At 34.4% G+C, this 25,501-nt stretch carries 17 protein-coding genes and 7 pseudogenes; 9 read left to right on the forward strand and 15 right to left on the reverse strand.

Features of this window, described 5'->3' with window-relative positions:
• Nucleotides 1-4 precede the first annotated feature (4 nt).
• The 6 genes from M1L26_RS05895 (at nucleotide 5) to M1L26_RS05920 (ending at nucleotide 8,771) form a co-directional block, all read left to right on the forward strand.
• A complete protein-coding gene (locus M1L26_RS05895) occupies nucleotides 5-2,533 on the forward strand; it encodes an ankyrin repeat domain-containing protein (protein ID WP_250120134.1) in 2,529 nt (842 codons plus the stop codon).
• Nucleotides 2,534-2,685: 152 nt separating this feature from the next.
• Nucleotides 2,686-3,495 (forward strand): hypothetical protein, encoded by an 810-nt coding sequence (locus M1L26_RS05900; RefSeq protein ID WP_250120135.1) that lies wholly within the window; start codon nucleotides 2,686-2,688, stop codon nucleotides 3,493-3,495.
• Nucleotides 3,496-3,919: 424 nt separating this feature from the next.
• On the forward strand, nucleotides 3,920-5,758 hold the full coding sequence (ltrA, locus tag M1L26_RS05905) for a group II intron reverse transcriptase/maturase (RefSeq protein WP_250120129.1): 1,839 nt from the start codon (nucleotides 3,920-3,922) through the stop codon (nucleotides 5,756-5,758).
• The gene (locus M1L26_RS05910) at nucleotides 5,745-6,209 is read left to right on the forward strand and encodes a hypothetical protein (protein WP_250120136.1); all 465 of its coding nucleotides are present in this window, start codon (nucleotides 5,745-5,747) and stop codon (nucleotides 6,207-6,209) included. The genes ltrA and M1L26_RS05910 overlap by 14 nt, the downstream gene beginning before the upstream one ends.
• 4 nt (nucleotides 6,210-6,213) lie before the next feature.
• Entirely contained in the window at nucleotides 6,214-7,539 is a 1,326-nt protein-coding gene (locus M1L26_RS05915; protein ID WP_250120137.1) for a hypothetical protein, read from the forward strand.
• Between the two features lie 134 nt (nucleotides 7,540-7,673).
• Nucleotides 7,674-8,771 carry an AAA family ATPase gene (locus tag M1L26_RS05920; protein WP_250120138.1) on the forward strand — a complete coding sequence of 366 codons (1,098 nt, stop codon included), beginning with the start codon at nucleotides 7,674-7,676 and terminating at the stop codon, nucleotides 8,769-8,771.
• Between the two features lie 678 nt (nucleotides 8,772-9,449).
• On the opposite strand, the gene M1L26_RS05925 is transcribed toward M1L26_RS05920, so the two are convergent.
• Nucleotides 9,450-10,562 carry an alpha/beta hydrolase family protein gene (locus tag M1L26_RS05925; protein ID WP_250120139.1) on the reverse strand — a complete coding sequence of 371 codons (1,113 nt, stop codon included), beginning with the start codon at nucleotides 10,560-10,562 and terminating at the stop codon, nucleotides 9,450-9,452.
• 69 nt (nucleotides 10,563-10,631) lie between these two features.
• On the opposite strand from M1L26_RS05925, the gene terL reads away from it, so the two are divergent.
• A complete protein-coding gene (gene terL / locus M1L26_RS05930; RefSeq protein ID WP_250120140.1) occupies nucleotides 10,632-12,002 on the forward strand; it encodes a phage terminase large subunit in 1,371 nt (456 codons plus the stop codon).
• Here the strand turns inward: terL and M1L26_RS05935 are convergent.
• Nucleotides 11,979-13,304 carry an IS4 family transposase gene (locus tag M1L26_RS05935; protein WP_250120086.1) on the reverse strand — a complete coding sequence of 442 codons (1,326 nt, stop codon included), beginning with the start codon at nucleotides 13,302-13,304 and terminating at the stop codon, nucleotides 11,979-11,981. The two genes, terL and M1L26_RS05935, sit on opposite strands and share 24 nt — an antisense overlap.
• Nucleotides 13,305-13,475: 171 nt before the next feature.
• On the opposite strand from M1L26_RS05935, the gene M1L26_RS05940 reads away from it, so the two are divergent.
• Nucleotides 13,476-13,874: an HNH endonuclease signature motif containing protein gene (locus M1L26_RS05940; protein WP_250120141.1), complete on the forward strand. Its 399-nt coding sequence runs from the start codon at nucleotides 13,476-13,478 to the stop codon at nucleotides 13,872-13,874.
• A gap of 6 nt (nucleotides 13,875-13,880) precedes the next feature.
• Here the strand turns inward: M1L26_RS05940 and M1L26_RS05945 are convergent, their stop codons facing one another.
• The gene (locus M1L26_RS05945; RefSeq protein WP_370107315.1) at nucleotides 13,881-14,411 is read right to left on the reverse strand and encodes a phospholipase D family nuclease; all 531 of its coding nucleotides are present in this window, start codon (nucleotides 14,409-14,411) and stop codon (nucleotides 13,881-13,883) included.
• Here M1L26_RS05945 and M1L26_RS05950 point away from each other — a divergent pair.
• A pseudogene (locus tag M1L26_RS05950) lies at nucleotides 14,410-15,324 on the forward strand (patatin-like phospholipase family protein). The gene M1L26_RS05945 and the pseudogene M1L26_RS05950 overlap by 2 nt on opposite strands.
• Before the next feature lie 39 nt (nucleotides 15,325-15,363).
• Here M1L26_RS05950 and wmk (M1L26_RS05955) read toward each other — a convergent pair.
• The 12 genes and pseudogenes from wmk (M1L26_RS05955) to M1L26_RS06010 all read right to left on the reverse strand — a co-directional run bounded on the left by wmk (M1L26_RS05955) (nucleotide 15,364) and on the right by M1L26_RS06010 (nucleotide 25,493).
• A complete protein-coding gene (gene wmk / locus M1L26_RS05955) occupies nucleotides 15,364-16,290 on the reverse strand; it encodes a WO male-killing family protein Wmk (RefSeq protein WP_250120143.1) in 927 nt (308 codons plus the stop codon).
• 89 nt (nucleotides 16,291-16,379) lie between these two features.
• Nucleotides 16,380-17,287, reverse strand: a pseudogene (gene wmk / locus M1L26_RS05960) (WO male-killing family protein Wmk).
• 86 nt (nucleotides 17,288-17,373) lie between these two features.
• Nucleotides 17,374-17,859 (reverse strand): annotated as a pseudogene (locus tag M1L26_RS05965) (hypothetical protein); the annotation flags it as partial.
• A 92-nt stretch (nucleotides 17,860-17,951) separates the two neighbouring features.
• A complete protein-coding gene (locus M1L26_RS05970; RefSeq protein ID WP_214303292.1) occupies nucleotides 17,952-19,706 on the reverse strand; it encodes a reverse transcriptase domain-containing protein in 1,755 nt (584 codons plus the stop codon).
• A 448-nt stretch (nucleotides 19,707-20,154) separates the two neighbouring features.
• Nucleotides 20,155-20,655, reverse strand: a pseudogene (locus tag M1L26_RS05975) (transposase); the annotation flags it as partial.
• A gap of 86 nt (nucleotides 20,656-20,741) precedes the next feature.
• Nucleotides 20,742-21,128, reverse strand: a pseudogene (locus M1L26_RS05980) (recombinase family protein); the annotation flags it as partial.
• A 2-nt stretch (nucleotides 21,129-21,130) separates the two neighbouring features.
• Entirely contained in the window at nucleotides 21,131-21,562 is a 432-nt protein-coding gene (locus M1L26_RS05985) for a DUF2924 domain-containing protein (RefSeq protein WP_250120144.1), read from the reverse strand.
• Between the two features lie 12 nt (nucleotides 21,563-21,574).
• Nucleotides 21,575-22,048 carry an ankyrin repeat domain-containing protein gene (locus tag M1L26_RS05990; RefSeq protein ID WP_250120145.1) on the reverse strand — a complete coding sequence of 158 codons (474 nt, stop codon included), beginning with the start codon at nucleotides 22,046-22,048 and terminating at the stop codon, nucleotides 21,575-21,577.
• 38 nt (nucleotides 22,049-22,086) lie between these two features.
• Nucleotides 22,087-22,782, reverse strand: a complete 696-nt coding sequence (locus M1L26_RS05995) for an ankyrin repeat domain-containing protein (protein WP_250120146.1) — start codon at nucleotides 22,780-22,782, stop codon at nucleotides 22,087-22,089.
• Between the two features lie 168 nt (nucleotides 22,783-22,950).
• Nucleotides 22,951-24,117: pseudogene (locus M1L26_RS06000) on the reverse strand (phage tail protein).
• Nucleotides 24,118-24,373: 256 nt separating this feature from the next.
• Nucleotides 24,374-25,164 (reverse strand): annotated as a pseudogene (locus tag M1L26_RS06005) (baseplate assembly protein).
• A 2-nt stretch (nucleotides 25,165-25,166) separates the two neighbouring features.
• Nucleotides 25,167-25,493: a GPW/gp25 family protein gene (locus M1L26_RS06010; RefSeq protein WP_250120439.1), complete on the reverse strand. Its 327-nt coding sequence runs from the start codon at nucleotides 25,491-25,493 to the stop codon at nucleotides 25,167-25,169.
• Nucleotides 25,494-25,501 lie beyond the last annotated feature (8 nt).

The raw sequence follows: 25,501 nt of genomic DNA on the forward strand, positions 1-25,501 counted from the left end.
GCGTATGGTTAAGCAACTGGGTAAAGAAATATGCAGGGTTGATGCTATTTTAGAGTTCACCCTTAAGTTTCGAGATAGTAAGGTAGAGTATGAAAACGGCAAAGTAATATTTGCCATTCCTGAACAATTAGAGAATTACAAAGCTGATGGCAAAAGTTTGTTAGATGAAATAAATAGGCATTTCGAAGATGAGGATAATAGAATTACAGAGACTCTTGAGAAAAATATGAATGAAGGACCTAAGTCATTTGCTGCTGAAGACTTGTCTATTACTGAGAGTTCATCTGATAGTAGTGAAGTAGCAAACAAAGTAGTTACTGATCCAGGCATTTTAGGTAATGTTGCGAATGTATTGGTAGGTGTTGCAGAAGTTACAGCAGTTGTAGCAACAGAGTTATTTTGGCCTCAAGATCAGATTAATATAGAACCAAGGCATAATGAAGAAGAATTTACCATTATCCCTGAAAATTTAACCTTTGATGGATTAATAGACGTTATAAATAAAGCAAAAAATTATGGTGATTACGCAGATTTAGATAAAACTATAAATAATATAGAGGAAAGCGATAGATTTATTACTGATTTGAATTGTGGTAATTTGAAGGATTTTTGCTCTCAACAGCTTAATTTGACTGATCATATGCACAATGTGCTGTTGAATAATAGCTATGATGAAACAAATGGTTATTATAATTATTCAGTAAAAGAGCTTTCACTACTAGCCATTGCAGCTGATGACACACTTGTGGAAAGGTATGCAGAAACGCATAAAAGTATATTATTTACGCAAGATGAAGGGCTCGATAGGCTACTTATTGGTGTTGGTGGACAGCGCTATACTAAGCTTTTATTAGAAGATTTGGAAAAAAATCGAAGTACTATTCTACCTTGGCATAGCATATGTGAAAAACTTCGAAGGGCGTTGTCTATTCGTAATCAAGAATGCGTGAAAGCGGTATTAGATAAATTTAAAGATACTGAAGCCAGGTCTAGAGTTTCTGATATGTCAGAAAAATTTTTGCACTATGCTATACAACAAGATTTTATAGATGTAGCAAAGACTATTATTAATCATAAAATTGCTGATATTAATAGTATAGACAATTCAGGGCATGCACCTTTGCATTGGGCTGTGGCACGTAATAATTTAGAATTAATCGGCTTGCTTATTAAAAATGGTGCTAATGTTGATGTTCAAGATGAGAGGCATGGCAGAACAGCTTTACATTGGGCTGCTTACCATGATAAATTCGAAATAGTAAAATTACTTGTAAACAAGGGAGCTGATTGCAACATTAAAGATAGAGATGGCAAAACAGCTTTAGATCTGGTAGGAACGAAAAGTTTATATTTGGTAAGGGAAGAAAACAGGGAAAAATCTTCTAGTGAATCAAAAATCACAAAATTTCTTGAAGGTTTAGATGATAAAACACCTTTGCATTTAAATATTAAAAAAGATCCAGAATCCAAAAATATTGATAATCAACAGCCGCAAAGAAACATTGTTGATAAAGTAGAGAATATTATGAATAATGAAGAGGCTTCAATAGAAGAAGCTATAGGTAATAATTGTGAGGAGGGTAAAATGCCTGGAAATGAAAAAATTATAGGGGAAAAATTGTCTGATGCTGTCGATAGAATCAATCGTGATACTATGATAGATTTATTAAAGAAATTAGATGATAGTGTATATAAATCCACTTTACAGAAGCTCTTGAGTCAAGCAAATGACAAGATGACAAGCTTGGGAGAGGGTAAGCAGAAAGAGGATCTTGCACAAATAATAGCATTGCTTAAAAACGAGCTCGAGCACATTGATGCATCATCAGTAGGCAATGATGTAGAAGCTAATGCAAGTGGTCAACAAATTCCTGTGGAAAAGGTTAAAGAACGTGAATCAGATTCACCATCACTGAGTTCTGAAGATGATGATTTTTCTAAACTTGAAGGTAATAAAAGTGATTGCTCTGCCGGAACTTCCTCAGACTCTAATAGTAATTCTCCATTTGAAAAAATTAGTGAAGAAGGTCATGAAACAAGAATATCTGTAATTGACACAGTGGAAGCTGAAGCAACAGCTAATGGTACTGTTTCTAGTAATTCTGTTCTTTGTACTTTAAGAGTAGAATTAACAAGTGATGATGAAGATGAACTTCTTTCGATTGAAATTGAAGATGTTAATAATAATATTAACGTTAATCAACCTACTAAGCATGTAGAACAAGTTGCTAACGGAAATGGACAGCCAAAAACAGAATTGCCAAGAATTAATGAGCAAAGCAGCAAAAGTGGCCTCAAAAAAAATCCACAAAATACAAAGAAGTATGTTGTAGCTGCTTCTGCGCTTGCAATAGCCGGTATTGTTTCAGGGGTGGCTGTTGCAGTTTACTTGGAAATGTTAGCGGTAGGAATAGCAGTTGCAGCTTGTTGTCTTATTGCAGCTACAGTTACATACTGCTGTAGACCTAAAAGCTTAATTGAGGATAATCAGGTCAAAAAGGTTATGCAGACAGAAGAATGTCAGTCTAAGTAATAAATATAGTAGTCTATCATTTAATAATTTATTATAATTATATTGATTGTTAATAGATAAAAACTTGGTGGACTACGAAGAGATGCTTGCTAAGTTGACAAAATTGCCATTTAATGCTACACTTAGCTTAGCTACTAATTAGGAGGAAAAACATGTTAGGTTCAGATTTTGTATCACAGGAATCAAACAAAATTTTAAAGAAATCAGATTCTAGGGATTCGGGAACTGAAGAAGGGTTTGAAATTTTAGAACGAGAGGAAAAAGAGCGCCGTCGTTCTGAGGATTCAGGTAATGAAAGTCAAGAGGAATCTGGCGTTAATAATTCTGATACTAAATCTAGTGCAGTAACTACGTTAGAATTTCAGCTAACACAATCTCTGCTGGGTCAAGTAAAGGCAAATGAGAATGATGAAGATGTAAAGTCTGGTAACACAGCTTATCAAGACCTATATAGAACGGATTTTTTTGTAATCAATGATCGCACTATAGATAATAGTTTCATTAAAGGGTTATATGATAAATATAATGAGGGAGATGATAAACGTCTGTTTGCAAAGTATGTTTTTACGGAAATTTTTAAATATGCTAAAGCAGAAGTTCCAAATGACTATATACTGGAAGAGTTAATTACTAGTTGCAATCAGGCTGGGTATGATGGCTCTTTGTTAATGCAGCTCTCTCCTATATTCTCTAAGCATAAACTAAGCTTGCCTCATGCCAACGATAGAAAGATAAGTATTGTATATAATAGCCAAGGTTCTCTCAATATTCAGTATTGTCCAAGTATGCCTGTCAGGGAACTTGATACAAATAGGGAAATATGCAGGGTTGATGCTATTTTAGAGTTCACACTTAAATTTCATAACGGTGAAGTAGAGTATGAAAATGGTAAAGTAACACTTATCATTCCTGAGGAATTAAAAGCTGTGCGGCCCGAAGGTCATAAATGTCGTGATGGTTAAATTCCATCTCCCATAGCATCTGGGTAAAATCATGATCCACACCTTAAGAAAGTGGCAAATTCTCATGGTGTAAGCATGGATCAAAAGGGAGTAATATCAAACCTTATGATAAATCCTCTCGAGAAGAGTTAGATATGGCTACGAAAAGAAACTTATGTTTGAACTGTCGTTAATTCGAATATGCGAAATAAGGTTGAATACGCATATACCAAAAGGTATGAAGAAACGGGTAATTAGGATCGGCTTTTCCTGATTAAGATGCTTCCAATCTTCCGGCAGATAGTAAGAGCCTAAGTTTAACGAGAAACGATTTTATGGAACGGAGTAACTACATAGAAGCTCTTATTATTCTTTATTTTCAAAAGGATAACTAAGAAGGTAGCCAGCCGAATGCTCCTATGTAGAGGGATTGTCTAAGAAGCTAATGCCTAAGGTAATGTTTAGGATATGCAAACGTAGACACTGTAGTTTGGAAGGTAAAGTTGTGAATAGTAGTGAATATGTTATGAGCCAACAAAATGTTAGGTATGAATGGAATGAAATTCCTTGGCGCAAGCTGGAGAAATCTTCATTTAAGCTACAAAAACGAATTTACCGAGCTTCACAATGTAATGATATCAAAAAGATGCATAATCTTCAGAGATTGTTACTCAGATCAACAAGTGCAAGAACGCTCGCTGTTAGAAAGGTAACTCAGGATAACAGAGGAAAAAAGACTGCAGGTATAGATGGAAAAGCGAATCTTAATCAAAAAGAAAGGTTACAATTAGTATATTCTTTGGATATAAGAGAAAAAGCAAAACCATCGAGACGAGTTTGGATTCCAAAACCTGGTAAGCCATCGGAGTATCGCCCGCTTGGTATTCCTACAATATCAGATCGAGCAAAACAAACACTTGTAAAAATGGTGATAGAACCGGAGTGGGAAGCAAAATTTGAGCCAAACACATATGGTTTTAGGTCTGGTAGGTCGTGTCATGATGCCATTGAAGCTATATTCATAGCACTAAAACAGAAAACAGCATTTTTACTGGATGCAGATATTTCAGGGTGCTTTGATAACATCAACCATAATGCATTACAAAAAAAGCTTAACACCACACCAACATTAACTAAAGTTATAAAAAGGTGGCTAAAAGCAGGAGTTATGGAAGGTAAAGCGTTTAGACCCACAAAGAGTGGTACAGTACAAGGCGGAACTATTTCACCTTTGTTAGCAAGTATAGCTCTACATGGGTTAGAATATTACCTAAAAATGGCATTGAGAAAGGAACTATTTGATTATCAAAAGAAAAAATATGGTAAAGCTTCACATAAACATGCTGGTCAATCACTAAGTGTGATTACTTATGCAGATGATTGTGTGATTCTCCATGAAAATGAGGAAATTGTTTTTAAGGCAAAAAATCTAACGGAAAGATGGTTAAATACCATTGGATTAGAGTTAAAGCCATCAAAGACAAAAATATCTCATACGTTAAAAACTTATGGAGGACAAATACCAGGTTTTGATTTTCTTGGGTTCACAATACGACAATACTTAACAAAACAAAGTAAGAAAGGTTATAAATTATTAATTAAACCAAGTCGCCTCTCTATAAAACAACATGCTAAAATCATTAAGCAAAAACTTAAAGAAATGCGTGCAGCACCTCAAGAAGCAGTAATTAAAAACCTTAATCCAGTTATTAGAGGATGGAGTCAGTATTACTCTTCGGTAGTGTCACATAAAGTATTTAGTTCTTTAGATCATGATATGCATGGAAAGCTTTGGAAATGGGCAGTCTTTAGACACTGTAACAAAGGGAAGCATTGGATTAAGAGAAAATACTTTCGAAAGAAAGATAACGATAATTGGAGATTTATGACGAATAACAATTTACTGCTTGTTAGGCACGTAGATCATGCCATAAGAAGGCATATCAAAGTGAAAGGATCTAGATCTTTATATGACGGAGATTGGTTATATTGGGCAAATCGCTTAAGTAAAGTTCCAGGAAAATCACCACGAGTAATAAAATTAATGAAGTTGCAACAAGGTAAATGTGATCAATGTCAACTTTGGTTCAAAAATGATGATATCCTAGAGATACACCATAAAGACCGGAATAGACGTAATAATATGAGCAAAAATTTATCCTTGTTGCATGGGCATTGTCACGACGAATTACATGGGAGTATGCATGAAAAGCGCCAAATTAGAGAGAAGCCGGATGATGGGAAACTATCAAGTCCGGTTTTGAAGTCGAGTGGGGAGAGGTGACTTTCCTCACTTAGATAACAAAAATGAAATACAGGAAGTGGCAAAAATAATAGATGCAGCAGATGTTGTAACAAAATTTGAAGAAGTATTGGGAGCAACAGCTGTGAAATGTGGCATTTCAAAGAAAAGTCTAAATTTTGATCCAGTGGAACTGCAGTCAACCATTATCAATAAGTCATTACTTAATGATGAAAATCATAATGAGTTGTTGAAGTTCTTGTGTATAACTGCAAAAAAATCACTCCCTAATTACAAACAAACTAGTAAATGTTTGTTTACTTTTAAAGATCATATGGAAAAAAGATTAAAAGACAATGAGCAGCAAAGAGCTTTCGTTAATACTGAAAAAATAGTGGCAAATAATGAGCAGCCAAGGAGTTTTATGAGTTATGTCTCTCCTCCTAGTAGCCTCAGTGCTATTAATCAGCAAGTTGTCGGTTATTTAAGGTAATATCATGGAAAAACATATATTTAAAATAGAGGATAAAAACCCGCTCTATAAAAAATTGATTAAACTTCCTGCTGAATATTATATATTAAACAAAAATAGTAAGGTTATCCATTCACATATTGGTACAATTAAAGTAGAGGATATTAATGGTTTAAAGTTAAAGAAGCAGGGAGATAAAATATCTTTATATGAAGGAAACTTACCCCTGCAGGCAGAAAGATCTGATGAAAGTGGAAACTCTATTAAAGAGGATCTTATTGTAGAACAAGAAGCTATAATAAGTACAAATAGAAACAATATTATAGAAAAGCTTGAATCAAAACCTATCTTGATTTCGCTTTACAACATAAAAGATAGTCCTAACTTTGGCCTCAAATTGTCTGGTAGAGATATAACTGGAGTACTCAATTTTATCAATTTTAACGATGAAAATGACCCAGTACTACAAAAAATTCAAGAAGAAAAAGGTGGACTTTATTTTACAATAGAAGGTGATTATATCTATATATCAGATGAAGAAGGAAAATGTCTTCCAGTATGTGAAGATGGTAGTTGCTATAAGTATCAATACACAAAAAATGAACATGATATATTAGAAATTAGTGAGATATCAACAATAATAAAAAACTTAACTAAAACTGAGCAATGCAGTGCACCAGCTAAGGCAGAGCAGAATTTTACTTTGCAGCAAGGAGAGAAGTTATCGGATAATATCTATCAAGCAGATATCATGTTAAACGGTAAGCTCGTAGCTACTTTACCGAAAATAGGTTACTGCATGCTTGATGACCAATTGGTCATACATAATCACGTTACAGAAGAAGAGATAAAAATTCCTAGAGACTTTCATTACCTTAAAGTCGTTAAGTCTAGTAATAATGATGATTATAAATTAACGTTTTGTAATTTCTTAGGTAATAAGTTTTTTGAACATAAAAAGTACGATTCTCAATACTCAAATGTTCCAAATAAATATCAATATATAAGTTTAAACTGTATGAAAAAGGAATATAAGCCAGATTTCTGCAAGTTACTTAACGATAAACCATCGTTTTTTATTGTGAAAGGAACTACTAATCAAGATTCTTCAGGCCACTGCCCAGCTGATATATTTGAATTAACAAAAAGTGGAAAAGGTAAGAAAATGGCTACATTAATTGATCAATTTGGCTCTTTCAATAAAGAGGGTAAGTTTCAATATTGTGATTACCATACAAAAGCAGATTACGATGTTTATGATTCTTATAAAATTAATAAAGAGTACACAGCAACAGATGAGTTTCTCTTCAATGATGACATAGTTCTTTATACTATTCCAGAGCTATCTTAACCACGCACAAAGTATATTATAATTGCTTTTTAAAAGTGAATTTAGTAGAATTCAAAGAAGTGTAAGGGTATATTTTTTTAGTATTTAATCTAAATAAAATTGTTCTCAGTTTAAAATCGATATAAGACAGTAAGATGAAAAAAATTGAAATCTCAGAATTACTCAAAAGAATTGCTATCTGTTTACTATGCATAGCAATTATGGTCTCTATTGCTCTTTTGTTTGCCTATATGCATACAATGTTTCTCAGTAAAGGATATGAGCTGGCTGCACATTATATTAGCGAAGCTATGCCTTTTGTGTTACTCACTGTTTTCTTTTTTATCGCTTGGTTTATATATGATCAAATATTTAGTAAAATGAAGGAAGTAGAGCTGCCTATAGAAATAGAATTAGCTAATTCAGATAATAAAACAACATTTGCTAATGTTATAATTGACGATTCCTTAAAACAACGATTGCAGATTATTTGCTGTAACCAAATGACAGAAGAAATGCGTGAGATGTTTGGAAGTGAAAGTATTAACTCACTAAAAGGTTATATACTGCACGGCCCTCCTGGAAATGGTAAAACACTTATCGCCCGCGCAATTGCAGGTGAATCCAATATGAATTTTATAAGTATCTCAGGTCCAGAACTTATTGGAGTATATATTGGTCATGGTGCACATGCTGTACGCGAGCTTTTTAAAGTAGCGAGAAAATATTCTCCTTGTATAGTATTCATAGATGAAATAGATGCAGTTGCCCAAAAAAGAAGTACCGCTAATAACTCAGCTTACAACTGTCGAGAGAGCTTAACACAGTTACTAACTGAAATAGATGGATTTAAGAGCAGAAAAGATATAATAGTAATTGGTGCAACTAACCTGGTCAATGAGATAGATCCAGCACTTATTAGGCCTGGACGCTTAGGTCAAAGGGTTCATATACCTAATCCAAATGTGGAAACGAGACAAAAGATATTGGAGCTTTATACCAAAAATACAAAAACTGATGGAAGGCTAAATATTCAAGATATTGCAAAAAAAACAGAAGGCTATTCTGGAGCTGAGTTAGAACAATTAGTTAATGAAGCAAAAATATACGCTGCTCTTGAAAGAAAGTCCAAGGTAGTGAGTAAGGAAGATTTCAACCACGCGTTTCACAAGCTAAATCCAGTACAAGGAAGAGGGAGAATAACATTAGCTTCATGTCAGACACAGACGACAGAAGCCCCTTTTGTACAATAAAAACTGGAAGTGTAGCAAGATGTGCCAAATTTCGTTATTGAAAATAAAATTTAAAACTTGCTATCATTTTGCCACTCGTTAGTACCACAGTGGTTTTGTAATAGAACACAAGCTGCAAAAACTTAAGGAAAAAATGGGTCAGTGCTTGACACTGGCATCTAGTTCTTTCCATCAAAAATGCTGTAAAGTGTTCACCAATTTAGTTGGATCCCAGTACTGGGATGACATTATGAAGACCTAGCAGTTTATGACGGTGTCATTCCAGCGCTACGCGCTGGAATCTAGTTCTTATTACCTGAGTCTTCTGGGTCCCAGTACTCGTATGACAAGAAAAGGGAGTATTGGTTTCAGCATTAGCCATGCATCTGGATCCCAGTATCAAGTACTGGGATGACAAGAGAAAGAGGACACTGGGATGAAATTATGAAGGCCGGGATAAACACTATGAGGACTGGAATGACATTATGAAGACCTCTAGCAGTTTATGACGGTGTCATTCCAGTGTGGAATCCAGCTTTTTTGTAATTTTATTGAAAATATCGTATAGCTATTTGTTCACAATTAATTCTTCTGGATCCCAGTACTCGGATGATAAGAAAAGAAACACTGGTTTCAATATTTGCATGCATCTGAACAGATACAGATGGCTAAAATATTGAAGAAAGCATACGCGTCAAGTTAAGAGCAACTAGCCTTCTTTGACTTGTTAAGAAAGGTCTTTTTTTCCTCAGATTCTATTGTCACATGCTGAAATGACATCGAAGGATGCTCTTGCTTCTTCATGTAATTATGCAAAAAGTCCTTTGGATTTTTGCAGCTTGAAAAATCTTTATAAAATTTACTTTCTTTAAATGCTTTAATCTTCTCTTCATTATTTAATGAGCCATATTTAGAAAAATATTCATCTGTAATATAAATATATAAACTAATCAACTCAAGAAAAGTGTAATCAGTTTTGTTGGAAGACTTTAAACACGTAATTGGCAATTTATGTATATCTTTATCAGCTTTTTTCGAATCAATACACTCATCATTTTTTCTTAATATTATATGCTGCTTGAAAAATTCTTCATATTCCTCAAATCCTTCAAATACTTCTTTTTTTTGGTAATCTTTTCTTCTACCGCTTTGATCTATTTTTTCTATTTCTGTTGCAAGTTGCGCTGGCTGTTTTATCGTTTTATCTCCCTCTCGATTAAAGTACATTGTATAAGGAGTAATTGAATTTACGATTTTATATGTCTTCCAGTGGCAGCCAAAAATCTTTAGTACCAATTTGATTATCGGAGCAAGAAAAATTTTTAATTTTGCCATAAAACCAAAGTAATAAAGAGACGCTTGTTTAAGTGAACTAGCGGCATTGCTAACGATACATCTTAAATGTATATCCTTACCCTTAAAATTTTTATGAACCTCTGCAGCCACATGTCCACCTAGGCAGTCTCCAAACAATATGATATCATCTGGCTTTATACCTTTTTCCAATAAGTTAGTTACAACTGCTACACCAGATTTAACTCTATTGCTACGTATCAATGAGTTATTTTTACTTAAACCAAGTCCAGGATAATTAAAAAGATGTACAGTTATCCCTTGCTCTGTGGCCCAATTCCAATTTGGGGAATAATCTTTACCAGGGCTTAACGCTCTATTTCCACCAATAAAGTATATCAGATGTTTTTCACCTTGATTATTGTTTTGATTTTTACCAAGAAGCGTAATTGTCTCTATTTTCATCCCGTTTTGAGTTTTTATAAATTCTCTCTCAGTTTGCTCTCTTATTTCTTTCATATTTTAACTCTCACTATGCTGGTTTAATTATACAACAAAATCTTAAAAAAATCAACAAACCTTAATTTTATGAACAATATAAACCTTCTCAAATTCATTGAATTATGCTTTCAAACGGTAGTGCCGGGGTGTGAGTATAATGATTATCAATATATAAAAATCATAGCAGACAGGCTTGAAGCAGCAAGCGCTGGTGAAGCAAGAAGAATAATATTCAATATGCCGCCGCGTTCAATGAAGTCCATTTGTGTAAGTGTTGCATGGCCCGCATGGATACTTGGAAATCAGCCAACTGCAAGAATAATAGTTGCAAGTTATTCTCGGTTGCTTAGCGAAAAGCACTCACTCGATACAAGGTGCATAATGCAATCTGATTGGTATAGAGAGCTATTTCCGAAAGTAGAATTATGCAAAGATCAAAACACTAAATATAAATTTCAAACAGTGCAAAGAGGATGTAGGATTGCAACATCAGTTGAGGGAACATTAACCGGTGAAGGTGGAGATTTCATTATCGTGGATGATCCACTAAGTCCCGCACAAGCTTTGAGCGAAACATTTAGAAAGCGTGCTGCAAACTGGTTTGATCAGGCTTTAGTAACCAGGCTCAACGACAGAAAAAAAGGAGTTATCGTTCTTGTGATGCACAGACTCCATTTAGAAGATTTAACTGGTCACCTCCTCTGTAAACCAAGAAACATATGGCATCATGTCTGTTTACCAATAATAGCTGAAGATAAGGAGATTATTTATTCAGTTAATAATCATATTCCAGAGCATGAACAGGAAATATACTCAAGAAAAGAAGGTCAATTGTTGTATTCCCTAACTGAAGGAAAAGAAGAAATTGAGATGATAAAAGCTGAACTTGGGAGTTATGGTTTTGCTGCTCAATACCAACAAAACCCTCTACCACTTTCAAGTGCTATAATTAAACGAGAGTGGTTGAAGCGCTATAAAAATTTTCCTGATAGCCTCTTGCATGTAACACAAAGTTGGGATACTGCAATTTCAACAAACAATACAAGTGACTTTAGTGTCTGCACTACCTGGACAAAAGTAGATAATACATTCTATTTACTCGATGTATATCGCGCAAAACTTGAATATCCAAAACTTAAAGAGAAAGTTCTGTCGCTGGCTGCAAGGTGGAAGCCACACGCAATTTTAATCGAAGCAAAAGCAAGCGGTCAGCAATTGGTTCAGGAGCTCAGGAAAAACAGTGATTTACCTATTATTCAAATAGTACCACATGATGACAAATTAACTCGATTTCACCGAATTGTCCCAATTATAGAATCTGAGCGGGTTTTTCTCCCTAACCAAGCAGTATGGCTTAGCGACTTTGAGTATGAGATTTTAATGTTTCCAGAAATCCGTCACGACGATCAAGTAGACAGTACCATACGCGTCAAGTTAAGAGATTGTGAGCAAATTTAGAGAGGTTAAAGTGGATACTCTAGCCCTTCTACGTTTGTCTTTTAATGAAAATAGCGACCAAGTTATAGTGAGTTTTTTAAGAAATGCTTTTAAACTATTAATTTTGGTTAATACTAAAAATAACTCTCTAACCCGCCTTTTTAGCTCAATAAATGCCTTTGTTAAGCTAAGTTCTGTATTCTTTTTCACTTCTGTGCAACCAACTATGCCGTGAAATATAAGAATTGCGCACAATTTAGCATATAGTTCACATAATACTCTGCATGGCTTTCCTTTTAGCTTATCAAGCCTGATATAGCTTTTATACAATTTAAATAATAACTCAATTTGCCACCTTACTCTGTAAATCGTTAATACTTGCTCAGCACTAATTTTATTTTCTGGAACATTAGTTATAAATATTGACCAGTTCAACAATTTTTGATTTCTTTTAGAGGATGTATATCCCTGCGATCTTGCTAATCTATTAGCTTTCCTTCTTCTGGCCATAGACTGTTCTTCAGTTAGTTTCTGACATATAATTCTTACTCTAATTTTTGCTTCTTTTCCTAACAATACCTCGTTTTCTAAAAATAACTTATCCTCTAAACATTCTAATAACTCCATTTTTTGATTTGTTTCTACATCATATATGTTGGTATCAGATTTATAACGACTTATGAAATAAGCTCCTATTTCATTGATTTGTTTAAAAGAACTTGGCACAAAATAACCGAGATCAGATATTAGCAAATCATTGCTTAATATATTACTTAAATGTTTCCTATATCCCTGGTCTGATCTTACCCCCTCCGTTAAATTAAGTTGGTCTATTATCTGATTCATGTAGTCGAAAACTAATTGTAACTTTATTCCAGACTTAGTATTGCTTTCATAGCCACTGTAGCTAGTACCATAACCTTTATACATCTCTTCCATACTGTTAGGTAGAGTAATATAGCTACTGTCCAATAATTTAACACTATTAAATTGCTGTAAGATTTTGCAATCAACTTGCAAGATATTTTTAAAGAGAATCACAGATTCATTATACATCCTTTTCATAAATTCCACTGCTTCTTCAGTAAATCTAAAATCCAAACCTTGTTTTGTTATATCTATCGAGTCCTCGTTTAGTAATTGACACATTGTTTCTACGCTACAATTATCAACTCCTATATTACCCAAGACCATGGCTTTTACGAATGATGAACCTTTTAGCTTTCTCTTTCTTTTTATAAACCTTGTTGTAATTGAGATTTTCTCTGCTTTTTCATTAAAAAATTCTTTGAGCTTTTTTGATAAGCAAGTTATTTTATTCATTGGTTCTCTCACTAAAAGTATATCTGGGAGAACTTATACCTTATTATTCTATCTCTTTCATACCTTTATTTCCTTAACTTGACGCGTATGGTCTTTAGACACTGTAACAAAGGGAAGCATTGGATTAAGAGAAAATACTTTCGAAAGAAAGATAACGATAATTGGAGATTTATGACGAATAACAATTTACTGCTTGTTAGGCACGTAGATCATGCCATAAGAAGGCATATCAAAGTGAAAGGATCTAGATCTTTATATGACGGAGATTGGTTATATTGGGCAAATCGCTTAAGTAAAGTTCCAGGAAAATCACCACGAGTAATAAAATTAATGAAGTTGCAACAAGGTAAATGTGATCAATGTCAACTTTGGTTCAAAAATGATGATATCCTAGAGATACACCATAAAGACCGGAATAGACGTAATAATATGAGCAAAAATTTATCCTTGTTGCATGGGCATTGTCACGACGAATTACATGGGAGTATGCATGAAAAGCGCCAAATTAGAGAGAAGCCGGATGATGGGAAACTATCAAGTCCGGTTTTGAAGTCGAGTGGGGAGAGGTGACTTTCCTCACTTAGATAACAACTTAAAGTCTGGTGTATAATGCTTAGACTGCGATTGGCGATTTTTCCAATTTTTGACGTATTGTTCAACTAGTGGAGAATCTCCTGTTATGATCAGTAGGTTTTCAGCATTTCTTTGCTGAGCGGCATCTGAAAAGTTAAATGATCCGGTTATGATTTTTTGCTCATCAATAATAATTACCTTGCTATGAGCAATAGCGGGTTTAAAGTCAATCCATATCGGGATTTTGTGCTCAAATAATTCGTTAATTACACTATGTTTTGAACTAGTTTGTGATTCATCTAGAATAACCTTAATATCAACTCCACGCTTTTTAGCTTGAACCAAGGATTCAGCAATAGGCTTTGAGGTAAATTGGTATGCCTGAACCAACACAGATTTTTTAGCATAGTCTACGGAATCAATTATTAGGTTGGTGCAATTTTCTCCAGGCGTGAAGCAGACTGTGGCTTTTGGGCAGGAAACACATCCCGATAAAAGCGAGCAAGTTAATAAAATCAATAAATACCTAACCATGGCAAAATACATCCTTTCAGTTGACGGCGGAGGCATAAGAGGCATCATACCAGCCATTATACTAGCAGAAATAGAAAAGAGGGCAAGGAAACCGATAGCTGAAATCTTTGATTTAGTGGCAGGAACCTCAACCGGTGGAATTGTTATAGCAGGATTATGTAAAAAAGATAAACAAGGAAATCCCCAATATTCAGCTAGTGATTTAGTCGAGCTTTACCAAGAATACGGGTCATATATTTTTAAATCTTCATTTTTGAGAAGATCAATATTTTCTTGGCTTAATTGCGCACAATACCCACATAAAAATATTGAATTTGTACTGGATAAATATTTTGGAGAGGATATTCTAAAAAATACATTAAGTAAGGTACTGATAACAAGTTATGATATTAACAACAACTATCCTTTCTTTTTTAAGAGCTGGAGAGAAGACAGAAATTTTATCAGGCTAAAAGATGCACTCAGAGCTGCAACGGCTGCCCCTACTTATTTCATACCAAAACATCTAAAAATCAACCAAAAGGAAATGGTATTAGTGGATGGCGGGGTATTTGCCAATAATCCAGCGGCTTGTGCATATGCAAGTGGTAAGAGGTTATTTCCAAATGATGATATTCTACTGTTATCGATAGGTACTGGAAGAACAGACAGAAGCATAGCCAATTCAAAGAGATTTGGAAAAATAGGCTGGATAAAACCTTTGTTAAATGTGATGTTTGCCTCTGGATTGGACTGCGTAAATTATCAGATGAATCAAGTAATAGGCAATAGATACGTAAGAATACAATCGCAATTGAAGCTAGCGTAGGCTGACATGGATAACATTACATCAAAAAATATCAAATTTCTTCAACAGGAGGCAAAGGCAATGATAGAGGACAATCAGAAAGTGATAGAAATATTAAATATATAACTATCTTTACTTACATCTTAATATATTGTTTAACACAATTCAATTTTCACACTCATCAGCAGTTAGGCCACTTGCTCGCACAATAATATCAATAGCAACACCTTCCTTAACTAGATCTTTTGCAATCTTGATTTTCTCTGCTTTTTTAACCTTTTCTTTACCAGTTTGCATTCCTTCAGATAAAGATCTGGCTACCGTATCCAGTAATTCTTGATCCTCAATTTTTTCGCATTTACCTACAAACCTAAAAACTGGCTCATTTTCATATTCTGTTAGTCCAAGAGCTTTAATGTTAACTGATAATGTCTTTGCTATCTTATATAATATTTCAATTGGAATATCTGTATATCCTCGTTCATAGTCGTGTATTTCTTTAGGTGTTGAACCGATTTTATTTGCCAAGTCCTCCTGAGTGTATTCCCGTATTAATCTCTGCTCTTTTATCCTTTTCCCCACTTTGTAGAGTATAGAATCAGTACAAATTTCTTTCTCTATATCATCATATTCATAAGTAGATAAGCGAGTCACTTGGGAAATAATATCAACTGAAACTCCTTCTTTCACTAGATTCTTTGCTACTTCTATTTTCGCTTCTTCTTGGCTAATTTTCTCGCTAATATATACAAACCTTACTAATGGATACAGCTTCTTGCGTAATTCCTGATCCTTAATTTCTCTATGTATTTTTGTTAGATAGACTATTTCTTTATCCTCATCTTCGTACCAACCGTTTTCTCTTAGTACTGTTGGTCCTGGAAGTAGATCTACAACATTGACTGACAATGCTCTTGCTATTATATACGATTCTTTGATTGTAATAGCCTTGCACCCTAGTTCAAAGTTATGTATTTCCTTATGTGTTAAACCAATTTTGCTTGCTAATTTTGCCTGAGTATACCCTTGTACTATCCTACAACCTTCTATTTTTTTCCCTAGCTCGTAGCTCAATATGCTCTGAATTATCATAGATAAGTCCTCTAAAAGCTGTTTTTCCTACAGAAGCAAACATATATTCTATCACAAAAAAATCCACTATTGGCTAAGTTTTTATGAAATCACAAAAATTTCTCAATCATATAATTTGATAAGCCTGTCGTTTGCAAGATAATATCAACAGAAATTCCTTCTTTCACTAAATTCCTTGCAACTTCAATCTTCTTTTCCTCTCTGACCTTTTCTCTACAAACATGTATACCTTTAAATAAAGACTTGATTAGCATATCGCGTAATTCCCGACTCTCAATCTTTTTGTATTCTTCTATCAAGTTTGATAGCTTTTCTTCCGCTTCACTATCCTCATCTGATTCGGGAAGTAGATCTATGATACTGATTGATAATACCTTTGCTATTTCATCTAACATTTCAAGTGAGACAGCAGCTCGCCCTTGTTCATACTCGTATATTCCTTGATTTGTTATGCCAACTTTATTCGCTAAATCTTTTTGTGTATATCCTCGTATCAATCTCCACTCTTTTATCCTTTGCCCTACTTTGTATGGAACGGAATTTTGTTCTCCTCATACTCACCAATAGATAAGTTAGTTGTTCGAGAGATAACATGAGCAGAAACTCCTACTTTCATCAAACCCCTTGCTACTTCTATTTTTACCGCTTTTCTGCTTTTTTCCTCACTCAAACGAATAAATTTGGTTAATAAATAAAATACCTCGCTTAATTCTTTATCTTTATAACCCTTTACTAAATTTAATATTTCTTCATCTTCAAAATATCTTTTTTCATCTGGTAGTGTTTCTCTACAAACTAGACCTTTCACATTCACTGATAGTGCTTCTGCTATGTCATATAACTTCTTAATTGGAATTTTACGACTCCCTTTCTCATATTGCAGTATTACCCAGTACTTTACACCAATTTTCTCTGCTAAATCCTTCTGAGTATACCCTCGCTCTAACCTCCAATTTTTTACTTTTTGCCCTACCTCACAATCTAGACTTTTTTTCATACAAAGAACCATACATATAATATTTTCTACTATAGCTCAAAGGCTCCAGATATAATGGTAAACTCTGGAACCTTAAAATAAATGAATTAAAGCCCCCTAAAAGTTTCTTTACTATTTTCACGTACTTTATCTACCCATAAAGACAATTTTTCACTTGGGCTATCAACCTCCTTCATAAGCTGCTTGCTATTCCATATTCCACATCTTATAAAACTTCCCTTTTCTACTGCTTCTTTAAGTTTTACTCCAGCAAAAAGACAATTTTTTCCAATTTCTTCCCCTCTTTGTTGTAATTCAGCCCATAGTTCCTTATCCGCTACTTTTATTTGTACTTGATTGCAATTTTTTACGTCCTGGTACAATATAATATTTAGCTCACCAATGCTTGTAGGAAATTCTAACATGATAGAGCTGCCATCTGAAATATCGGTATAGTTTCTTATACCTCCCTTCTCACTTTTAACTTCAACTGCATCATTACCAATTTTTAAGATATTACTTCCTAACTTTCTGTTTGCTTCCAGTATTTTGGCTACCTCTACCTTACTATTCCCAGAAAATTCTATATAGTTATCTAAGTGGGAAAAGTCGCCTCTCCCCACTCGACTTCAGAACCGTACGTGAGACTTTCGCCTCATACGGCTCCTCTATAATTTGGTGCTTGTCATGCACACTTTCTATGTAATTCATCGTGACAATGTCCATGTAACAAGGATAAATTCTTTTTCATATTATTACGTCTGTTTCGGTCAATATGATGTGTTTCTAAGATATCATCATTTTTAAACCAAAGTTGACAATGACCACATTTACCTTGTTGTAACTTCAACAATTTTATTACTCTTGGTAGTTTATCTGGTATCTTCCTTAAACGATTACCCCAATAAACCCAATCGCCATCATATGGAGACTTGGTTCCTTTCACTTTGACATGCCTTTTAATAGCATGATCTCCGTGCTTAATAAGAAGAACTTTGTTATTTGTCATAAATCGCCAATTATCGTTTTTATACTTTTTAAAGTATTTATTTTTAATCCAGTATTTTCCTTTGGTTGGGTGCCTGTAGACTGCCCACTTCCAGATGTTTCTAAACATTACACTGTCAATAAACCTAAAGGTCTTGTTTGACACAACCGAAGAATAATATTTGCTCCACCCTCTAGTAATTGGGTTAAGCTGTCTTATTACTGTTTCTTGTGTTGATCCTCTTAATCCTCTAATCTTATGTTTTATAGTGAGTGTATGCTGTTTTCTGGATTCACGACTTGGTTTGACTAATAATTTATAACCCCTCTTATTATTTTTCGTAGAGTAATGCCTTATTGAGAAACCAAGAAAATTAAATCCTGGCTTTTCTCCATTTTGAGTATGAGAAATCTTTGTTTTTGAAGGTTTCAATTCTAGTCCAATGGTTTTGAGCCATTCTTCAACTATCATTTTTGCCTTCAGAATGATTTCCTTACTCTCATGTATGATGATAAAGTCATCTGCGTAGAAAATTACACTTAATGAGCTTTTTGCTTCTCTACTGCTTGCAACACCACATTTCATCTTCCTATATTGAAGAAGTTCACTCCATAACGTTTCTTTGATATATTGTTCTAATCCATTTAATGCAACACAAGCAAGTAACGGTGAGATCGTCCCTCCTTGAATTGTACCACGTTTTGTGGATTCAAATTTTCTGTTTTCCATTACTCCAGCTCTTAACCATCCTTTTATAATTCTTCTAAAGGTTGGTGTAGTGTTAAGTTTTTCCAACAGAGCATTTTGATTAATATTATCAAAACATCCAGAAATATCAGCATCTAAACAGTACGCTGTTTTCCAATTCAGTGAATTAAATATGGCTTCAATAGCATCATGACATGACCTACCAGGTCTAAAACCATACATGTTCGGTTCAAATCCTACCTCCCACTCTGGCTCTAGTGCCATTTTCATAAGTGTTTCTTTTGCCCTATCTGAGATAGTAAGTATACCAAGAGGGCGATATTCTATTGGTTTTCCAGGTTTTGGAATCCAAACACGTTTTGATGGTTTCGCTTTTTCTCTAACATTTAAAGAATATGCTAATTGCAATCTTTCTTTATGATTAAGATTTGCTTTTCCATCAATACCTGCAGTTTTCTTCCCTCTGTTATCTTGAGTTACTTTTCTGACAGCAAGTAGTTTTGCACTTATTGAATTGAGTAATAATCTTTGAAGTTTATGTACCTTCTTCTTATCATTACATATTGCAGCTTGGTAAATTCGCTTTTGTAGCTTAAATACAAATTTCTCAACTTTACGCCAAGGAATTGTATTCCATTCATACCTAACAAATTGTTGGTCTATAACATATTTACTACTATTCACAACTTTACCCTCCAAATTATAGTGTCCACGTCTGCATATCCCAAATATTACTTTGGGCATTAGCTTCTTGGACAATCCCTCCAATGTAAGTGCTTATGGCTGGCTGCCTACTTACATTCAAATGAATATAAGAGCACCTATATGGTTATCCCGTTTCACGATTTTGTTTCGTGTTAGACTTAGGTTCTTACTTTTTACCGGAAGCTGAGAACATCTATAATCAAAGACATCTAACTTTAATTCCTCGTATGCTTCATACCATTTTGGTCTATGCGTAAAACAACCTTAATTTCGCATATTCAATATAACGACAATTCAATCATAAGTTTCTCTCGTAACCATATCTAACTCTGTTTGCAGGAGTTTGCTATAAGGTTTAGCATTACCTGCTTTTATCTCATGCTTGCATCCTAAAGGTTGCCATTCTTTAAAATGTGAGACATACATTATCCCTGATGTCTAGGGAAGATGGAATCTAACCATCACAAAATCGCAACTTCGGGTCGCACAGTTGGTCTATTATCTGATTCATGTAGTCGAAAACTAATTGTAACTTTATTCCAGACTTAGTATTGCTTTCATAGCCACTGTAGCTAGTACCATAACCTTTATACATCTCTTCCATACTGTTAGGTAGAGTAATATAGCTACTGTCCAATAATTTAACACTATTAAATTGCTGTAAGATTTTGCAATCAACTTGCAAGATATTTTTAAAGAGAATCACAGATTCATTATACATCCTTTTCATAAATTCCACTGCTTCTTCAGTAAATCTAAAATCCAAACCTTGTTTTGTTATATCTATCGAGTCCTCGTTTAGTAATTGACACATTGTTTCTACGCTACAATTATCAACTCCTATATTACCCAAGACCATGGCTTTTACGAATGATGAACCTTTTAGCTTTCTCTTTCTTTTTATAAACCTTGTTGTAATTGAGATTTTCTCTGCTTTTTCATTAAAAAATTCTTTGAGCTTTTTTGATAAGCAAGTTATTTTATTCATTGGTTCTCTCACTAAAAGTATATCTGGGAGAACTTATACCTTATTATTCTATCTCTTTCATACCTTTATTTCCTTAACTTGACGCGTATGGTTTGTACGAACTTTCCCATTGGCGTATTATTATCAAATATCTGCGTTACTGCTATAAAATTTACTCGATGTCTTCTAAAAAATGATGTTACTTCAATGCTGTCTTTTGTTTCCCTTGATAGCCTATCCAGAGTATATACTACTACACAATCTACTTCTCCTCCTTTAACATCTTCAAATAATTCCTTTATCGCTGGTCTTTCTAAATTCTTTCCTGAATATCCGCCATCATCATACCTTTTGGCCGATGCTACCCAGCCTTCTCTGCTCTTTATGTACTTCTCACATGCTACTCGTTGCGCATCTAAACTGTTAAACTTTTGTTCTAGTCCATCCTCATTTGATTTTCTTGTATATATTGCGCATCTCACCTCTTTCAGCATTTTCAACTTCCCTTTTGATCACGCAAACCAAATAGGAGCGGCCCATTGTAACTCATTCCCATTATTTTTCCAGCTACTGCTGACAATGATGTATAAAACTCTTCTCTGTAGATTAAACCCTTATCTGTTACCATTACCGCATGCGTCTCTTCACCTCTCTCTAGTATTAATTCTGTCCCTTCTACTGGTAATTTATCGCTACTTATTCTTTTTCCCTTCTCTAGCCGATCTGCCAGATACTCTAGTCTTTTTAATCCTTTTCTTGACATTTCTCCATATACTTTTTCCTGCATTCTATAAGCTAATCTTGGTATCAGATATTTCTTTGAGTATCTAGGCGCTTCTTCTCCATATACCTTCTTCCATATTTTCCTCAGCTCTTCCAATGTTTTTTTCTCCAAACCTTTTACCTTTCTTGCTATTTCTTCCTCCATATTTTTAGCCTTTTATAATTTCTCAAATAACTTTTCAATTCTGTCTGTTTCTTTCTTCAATATTTCAGTTATCTCTTTGCTGTTTTTCGCATAATCCATCCCTGTCATTCCAAATTTATCTGCTTGCTCTATTTCTGCTCCTGCTTTTACTAGCTCCTCCACTATTTCTTTTTCACCTACCATGCACGCAAGGTGTAGAGGTATGCATTTATTTCCATATTCCTCAGCATTTACTTCTGCTCCTGATTTTATCAATTCTCTCACGATTTCTAGACGTTTCTCCGTTACCGCTAGGTGCAGTGCTGTATATCCTCCTACATCTGCTGCATATACATTCACTCCTTTTTCAACTAATACCCTCACTGTTTTTGCGTTTATTGCATAATGCAGAGCTGTTCTTCCATTCTCGTCTCTTGCATAAATATTTTTATATGAGTTCTCTAATAATTCTTTTGCTGATTTATTAAATTTGCCAAGCTTTAACATAATCCACCTCACCTTTTCTTTAAATTTAAATCCCTCTTTTAAACCTTCCTTTTCGCTACCTCATCTATCATTTCGTTCACTTGGCTCATTATCTTGCTTGCTAAATTTTTACATTCTTCCTTTATTAGCGATTTGTCTCTCTTCCTTATTTCTCCTATCTCTATTATTTTTAGCTCCGGCATGTAGCTCCCATTCAACATGTCTGCTATTTCTCCCACTAGCCTCTCTATTCCATAGCATGTCAGTTCTCTACTTCTTGTTATTCCTCCTTGTTCTCTCAGAAATTTACTCGCCTTTTCATTCTCTTCTCTATTCCATGAACAATACTTTTCACTTTCCCAAATGTAATACATTGGTGTTGCACCATATTTATTCAGTTGATTAACCTCAGCTCCGGCCTTTACTAGCTCTTTTATTATTTCAACTCCTGCTCCTTTGCACGCAGAGTGGAGTGGCGTACATCCACTGACATATTGAGTGGCATTTACTTCTGCTCCCGACCTTAGCAGCACTTTTACATTTTCTAAGCTTTTCGCAAATACTGCACAGTGTAGTGGTGTATAACCCTTTTTATCTCTTGCATTTACCTCTGCCCCCTTTTTTATTAATAATCTCACTGTTTTGTAATCGGAGATTTCCGCTGCTTGGTGCAATATCGTCTCTCCTTCTTCATTTTTTCTATTAATATCTTTACTTGATACTTCTTTAAAAAACTTACTCTTGCTAAAACTCATTTCATACCTCACAAAATTAGCTTTTCTAGCGCCAGACAAATTTCTTATATTTACCTGCTGCTATTCAAGTCATGTCCTTTTTAGCATGAGAAAGCAAGTCTTTTTCTTTTTATTTCATACACTTTTACCTATTATTAATATAATATATGAGGATCTAAATATAAGTATTTAACTTATTATACACATTGCTTGACTATTTTTCCAACTTCTGTGCAAATGTCGATGTTCGTGCCACTTCAGTACTCCTGGATAAAATACTAAAATGTGCTTTTCTAATTCGTGTATTGAGTCTTTTTGCTCTGAATCCAAATCATTTTTATAGTAAACGTTGTGTTCTGCTAAACCATATTTTGTAATCTTCTGATCTGTATAGTTTTCTATTTTGTAGTGGTGAGTAACGCTAAACCTTTCTAAAATTGGCTTGTGTTTTAAATTCCAACGTTGCCCTGAAAGTTTATCGTTTCCCAATACAAATTTATTTCCTTCTTCTTCTATGCTACCAACCGGAAAGCACGCATTTGTTTCTCCTAAGTTCCAACTGTCCGATAATATAACTTGCGCTTTCGCAAACTTAATTGCCGGTAATAAGCTCTGTGGTAGCGGATATAGCGCTTTTAAGTTGTACCACAAATGATCTCTTTCATAGATGCCTTTGTAATCCTTTGTATGAGCCTCTGTTTCTCCAAGTACTGCTACATCTAATCGATATATGTCATTACTAAATGCTTGTTCATAATGCTCTCTTAAATAGTTGTCTACAATCTCTACTAACGGACCTCTAGAACTGAAAAAATTTATTCTTCCAAACGATAACACTGGCCCATTTTTTTCAACTTTTCTACCTGAATAGTCTGATAATAAGCTGCCGAATATACTTTCATCTAATATAAACCTATCAACGTTATAGTAGTCATTAAAAATCCTCATTAGCCTTGATCTTGCTGGTAATGATAGTTTTGCAAGTTCTACTACTGCATCTACAAAAAAGTCATTTGGAACATCTTTTATTCCTATTTATAATTCAAAGAAGTGTTTACCAGGTGGTTCTTCGATGATTGTAATATCTTCTATATTTGCCCATTTTAGTGCTATTTTTAGTGATGCTGGAGTTCCTCTCAGTCTTTGAAATTTTACTCCTTCTATTACGGCTTTTCTTCTATCTTTTACCCAGCGCAGTATTTCTTCTAAACCATATTCTTCTATTATCCAAGGCAATGTTTCTTCTTTAAGACTAAACTTAAATCCTCTGATACAGCTCGGATCAACCTTATAATCTGTTGCATCAACCAGTGCTTGCTCTTGCTTTGTTGCGTTTGGCGGTAATAAACTTTTCATTTGTCTTTTCTTTCAAGTTGCTTTAATTCCCTTTATTTAGGTAGCTTATGAGTAAGCAAGAGGTCATTCCAGAAAAATAAAGATGTTCTTAATATCAAAAACACTTTCCTTAATATTTGACCATATTATCCATACTTTAAAAAACAAATTACAACTTCTGGAAGAAAATCAATACTTTCCTCTCCCTAACATTGGATCCAGTAAACCACTTATTGCACGCAATCCCCTCACTGGCACAAAACAAAAAAAATACGTTTTAAATCCTATCTAACTTGACGTAGCCAAGCACTGCACACTCATTCCCCAGAACCACAACATCCTCTCTTGGCTCGATTAATTCTACGTTTTCTACACCTCTACAAACAAATTTGCTATTATCCAAGATCTTGTAACATTCCATCCCAGCCTTCTATTTGCTTCAAACTTCTTAATAAACTGCTTCTTGATTTCCTCCTTTGATATTATAGGACTTATACTCATTCTGCTGTGAATATCTATTTCCGTAATATTGCAACCAATTACTGTTATCGTATCTGTTAAAACCCTTATATCATCTCTGGTAACCTGCTTTTTTACAATTTCAAGTAGGTCTTCTGGCACTGTGGATAACTCTGTGGATAAAATTGAGATCTCTACACTTCCTGGCACTTTTGACTCAACCAGCGCATCCTTTACTCTTTTATCTGCTGACAGTGCATGATATCTATAATATTCCTTACTTCCTCCTGTTGACCACCCCTTTATTTTTGCTTTGATTCTTTTTCTAAATCGTTCGTCCTCTTCTTCTTTCTGCCTCTCCACTCCATAAAACTCAGCTAAATTATCAAGATCTTCTCCCGTTGCAAATTTTAGTAAATTGCTCTTTACTGCTTCATTTATTCTTTGTCTTAGTAACAATTCCCTCCATGCTGCTACCTCCAGAATCTTTATCGCTGGATCACTTTCTACTAATGCTGAAAAGGTTTCATCTCTATTTACTAACTCTTCCTTCATCCGAGAAAAAATCTCTTCAAAGTTCAGTGGTTCGATAATATTTGGCTGCTGCATTTTTAAACAACTACTCCATTAATATTTATGAACTTACCTTCTGAAAGATAGACACCTTCTAAATTCAATGTTACCCTCCCTTCTTTTACTCCTTCAACTTTTACTTTTTCTAACTTAAATCTCTTCTCAAATTTCCCCAGTGCTTCTGCTGTTGCTGCATAGATTTCCAAAGTTAAATCTCTATTTATTGGCTTATCTACTAATTCAAATAATCGAGAACCATAATCTCTTCTCATTACTCTACTGTTAATAGGAGTGGTCAGTATATCAATTATCGACTGCTTTAAGTGCTCTATTCCTTCTAACGCTTTTCCTGTTTTAGCATCCATACCTTCAT

Origin of the sequence: Wolbachia endosymbiont of Ostrinia scapulalis, from assembly GCF_023559145.1 — a bacterium.
In the GTDB taxonomy this organism is placed as follows: domain Bacteria; phylum Pseudomonadota; class Alphaproteobacteria; order Rickettsiales; family Anaplasmataceae; genus Wolbachia.

What these genes read in the sequence shown, in the direction of transcription:
- M1L26_RS05895 (WP_250120134.1), top strand. Translation starts at nt 5, where the DNA reads ATGGTTAAGCAACTGGGTAAAGAAATATGCAGGGTTGATGCTATTTTA.
- M1L26_RS05900 (WP_250120135.1), top strand. Translation starts at nt 2,686, where the DNA reads ATGTTAGGTTCAGATTTTGTATCACAGGAATCAAACAAAATTTTAAAG.
- ltrA (WP_250120129.1), top strand. Translation starts at nt 3,920, where the DNA reads ATGCCTAAGGTAATGTTTAGGATATGCAAACGTAGACACTGTAGTTTG.
- M1L26_RS05915 (WP_250120137.1), top strand. Translation starts at nt 6,214, where the DNA reads ATGGAAAAACATATATTTAAAATAGAGGATAAAAACCCGCTCTATAAA.
- M1L26_RS05920 (WP_250120138.1), top strand. Translation starts at nt 7,674, where the DNA reads ATGAAAAAAATTGAAATCTCAGAATTACTCAAAAGAATTGCTATCTGT.
- M1L26_RS05925 (WP_250120139.1), bottom strand. Translation starts at nt 10,562, where the DNA reads ATGAAAGAAATAAGAGAGCAAACTGAGAGAGAATTTATAAAAACTCAA.
- terL (WP_250120140.1), top strand. Translation starts at nt 10,632, where the DNA reads ATGAACAATATAAACCTTCTCAAATTCATTGAATTATGCTTTCAAACG.
- M1L26_RS05935 (WP_250120086.1), bottom strand. Translation starts at nt 13,304, where the DNA reads ATGAATAAAATAACTTGCTTATCAAAAAAGCTCAAAGAATTTTTTAAT.
- M1L26_RS05940 (WP_250120141.1), top strand. Translation starts at nt 13,476, where the DNA reads ATGACGAATAACAATTTACTGCTTGTTAGGCACGTAGATCATGCCATA.
- M1L26_RS05945 (WP_370107315.1), bottom strand. Translation starts at nt 14,411, where the DNA reads ATGGTTAGGTATTTATTGATTTTATTAACTTGCTCGCTTTTATCGGGA.
- wmk (WP_250120143.1), bottom strand. Translation starts at nt 16,290, where the DNA reads ATGATAATTCAGAGCATATTGAGCTACGAGCTAGGGAAAAAAATAGAA.
- M1L26_RS05970 (WP_214303292.1), bottom strand. Translation starts at nt 19,706, where the DNA reads ATGCCCAAAGTAATATTTGGGATATGCAGACGTGGACACTATAATTTG.
- M1L26_RS05985 (WP_250120144.1), bottom strand. Translation starts at nt 21,562, where the DNA reads ATGGAGGAAGAAATAGCAAGAAAGGTAAAAGGTTTGGAGAAAAAAACA.
- M1L26_RS05990 (WP_250120145.1), bottom strand. Translation starts at nt 22,048, where the DNA reads ATGTTAAAGCTTGGCAAATTTAATAAATCAGCAAAAGAATTATTAGAG.
- M1L26_RS05995 (WP_250120146.1), bottom strand. Translation starts at nt 22,782, where the DNA reads ATGAGTTTTAGCAAGAGTAAGTTTTTTAAAGAAGTATCAAGTAAAGAT.
- M1L26_RS06010 (WP_250120439.1), bottom strand. Translation starts at nt 25,493, where the DNA reads ATGGATGCTAAAACAGGAAAAGCGTTAGAAGGAATAGAGCACTTAAAG.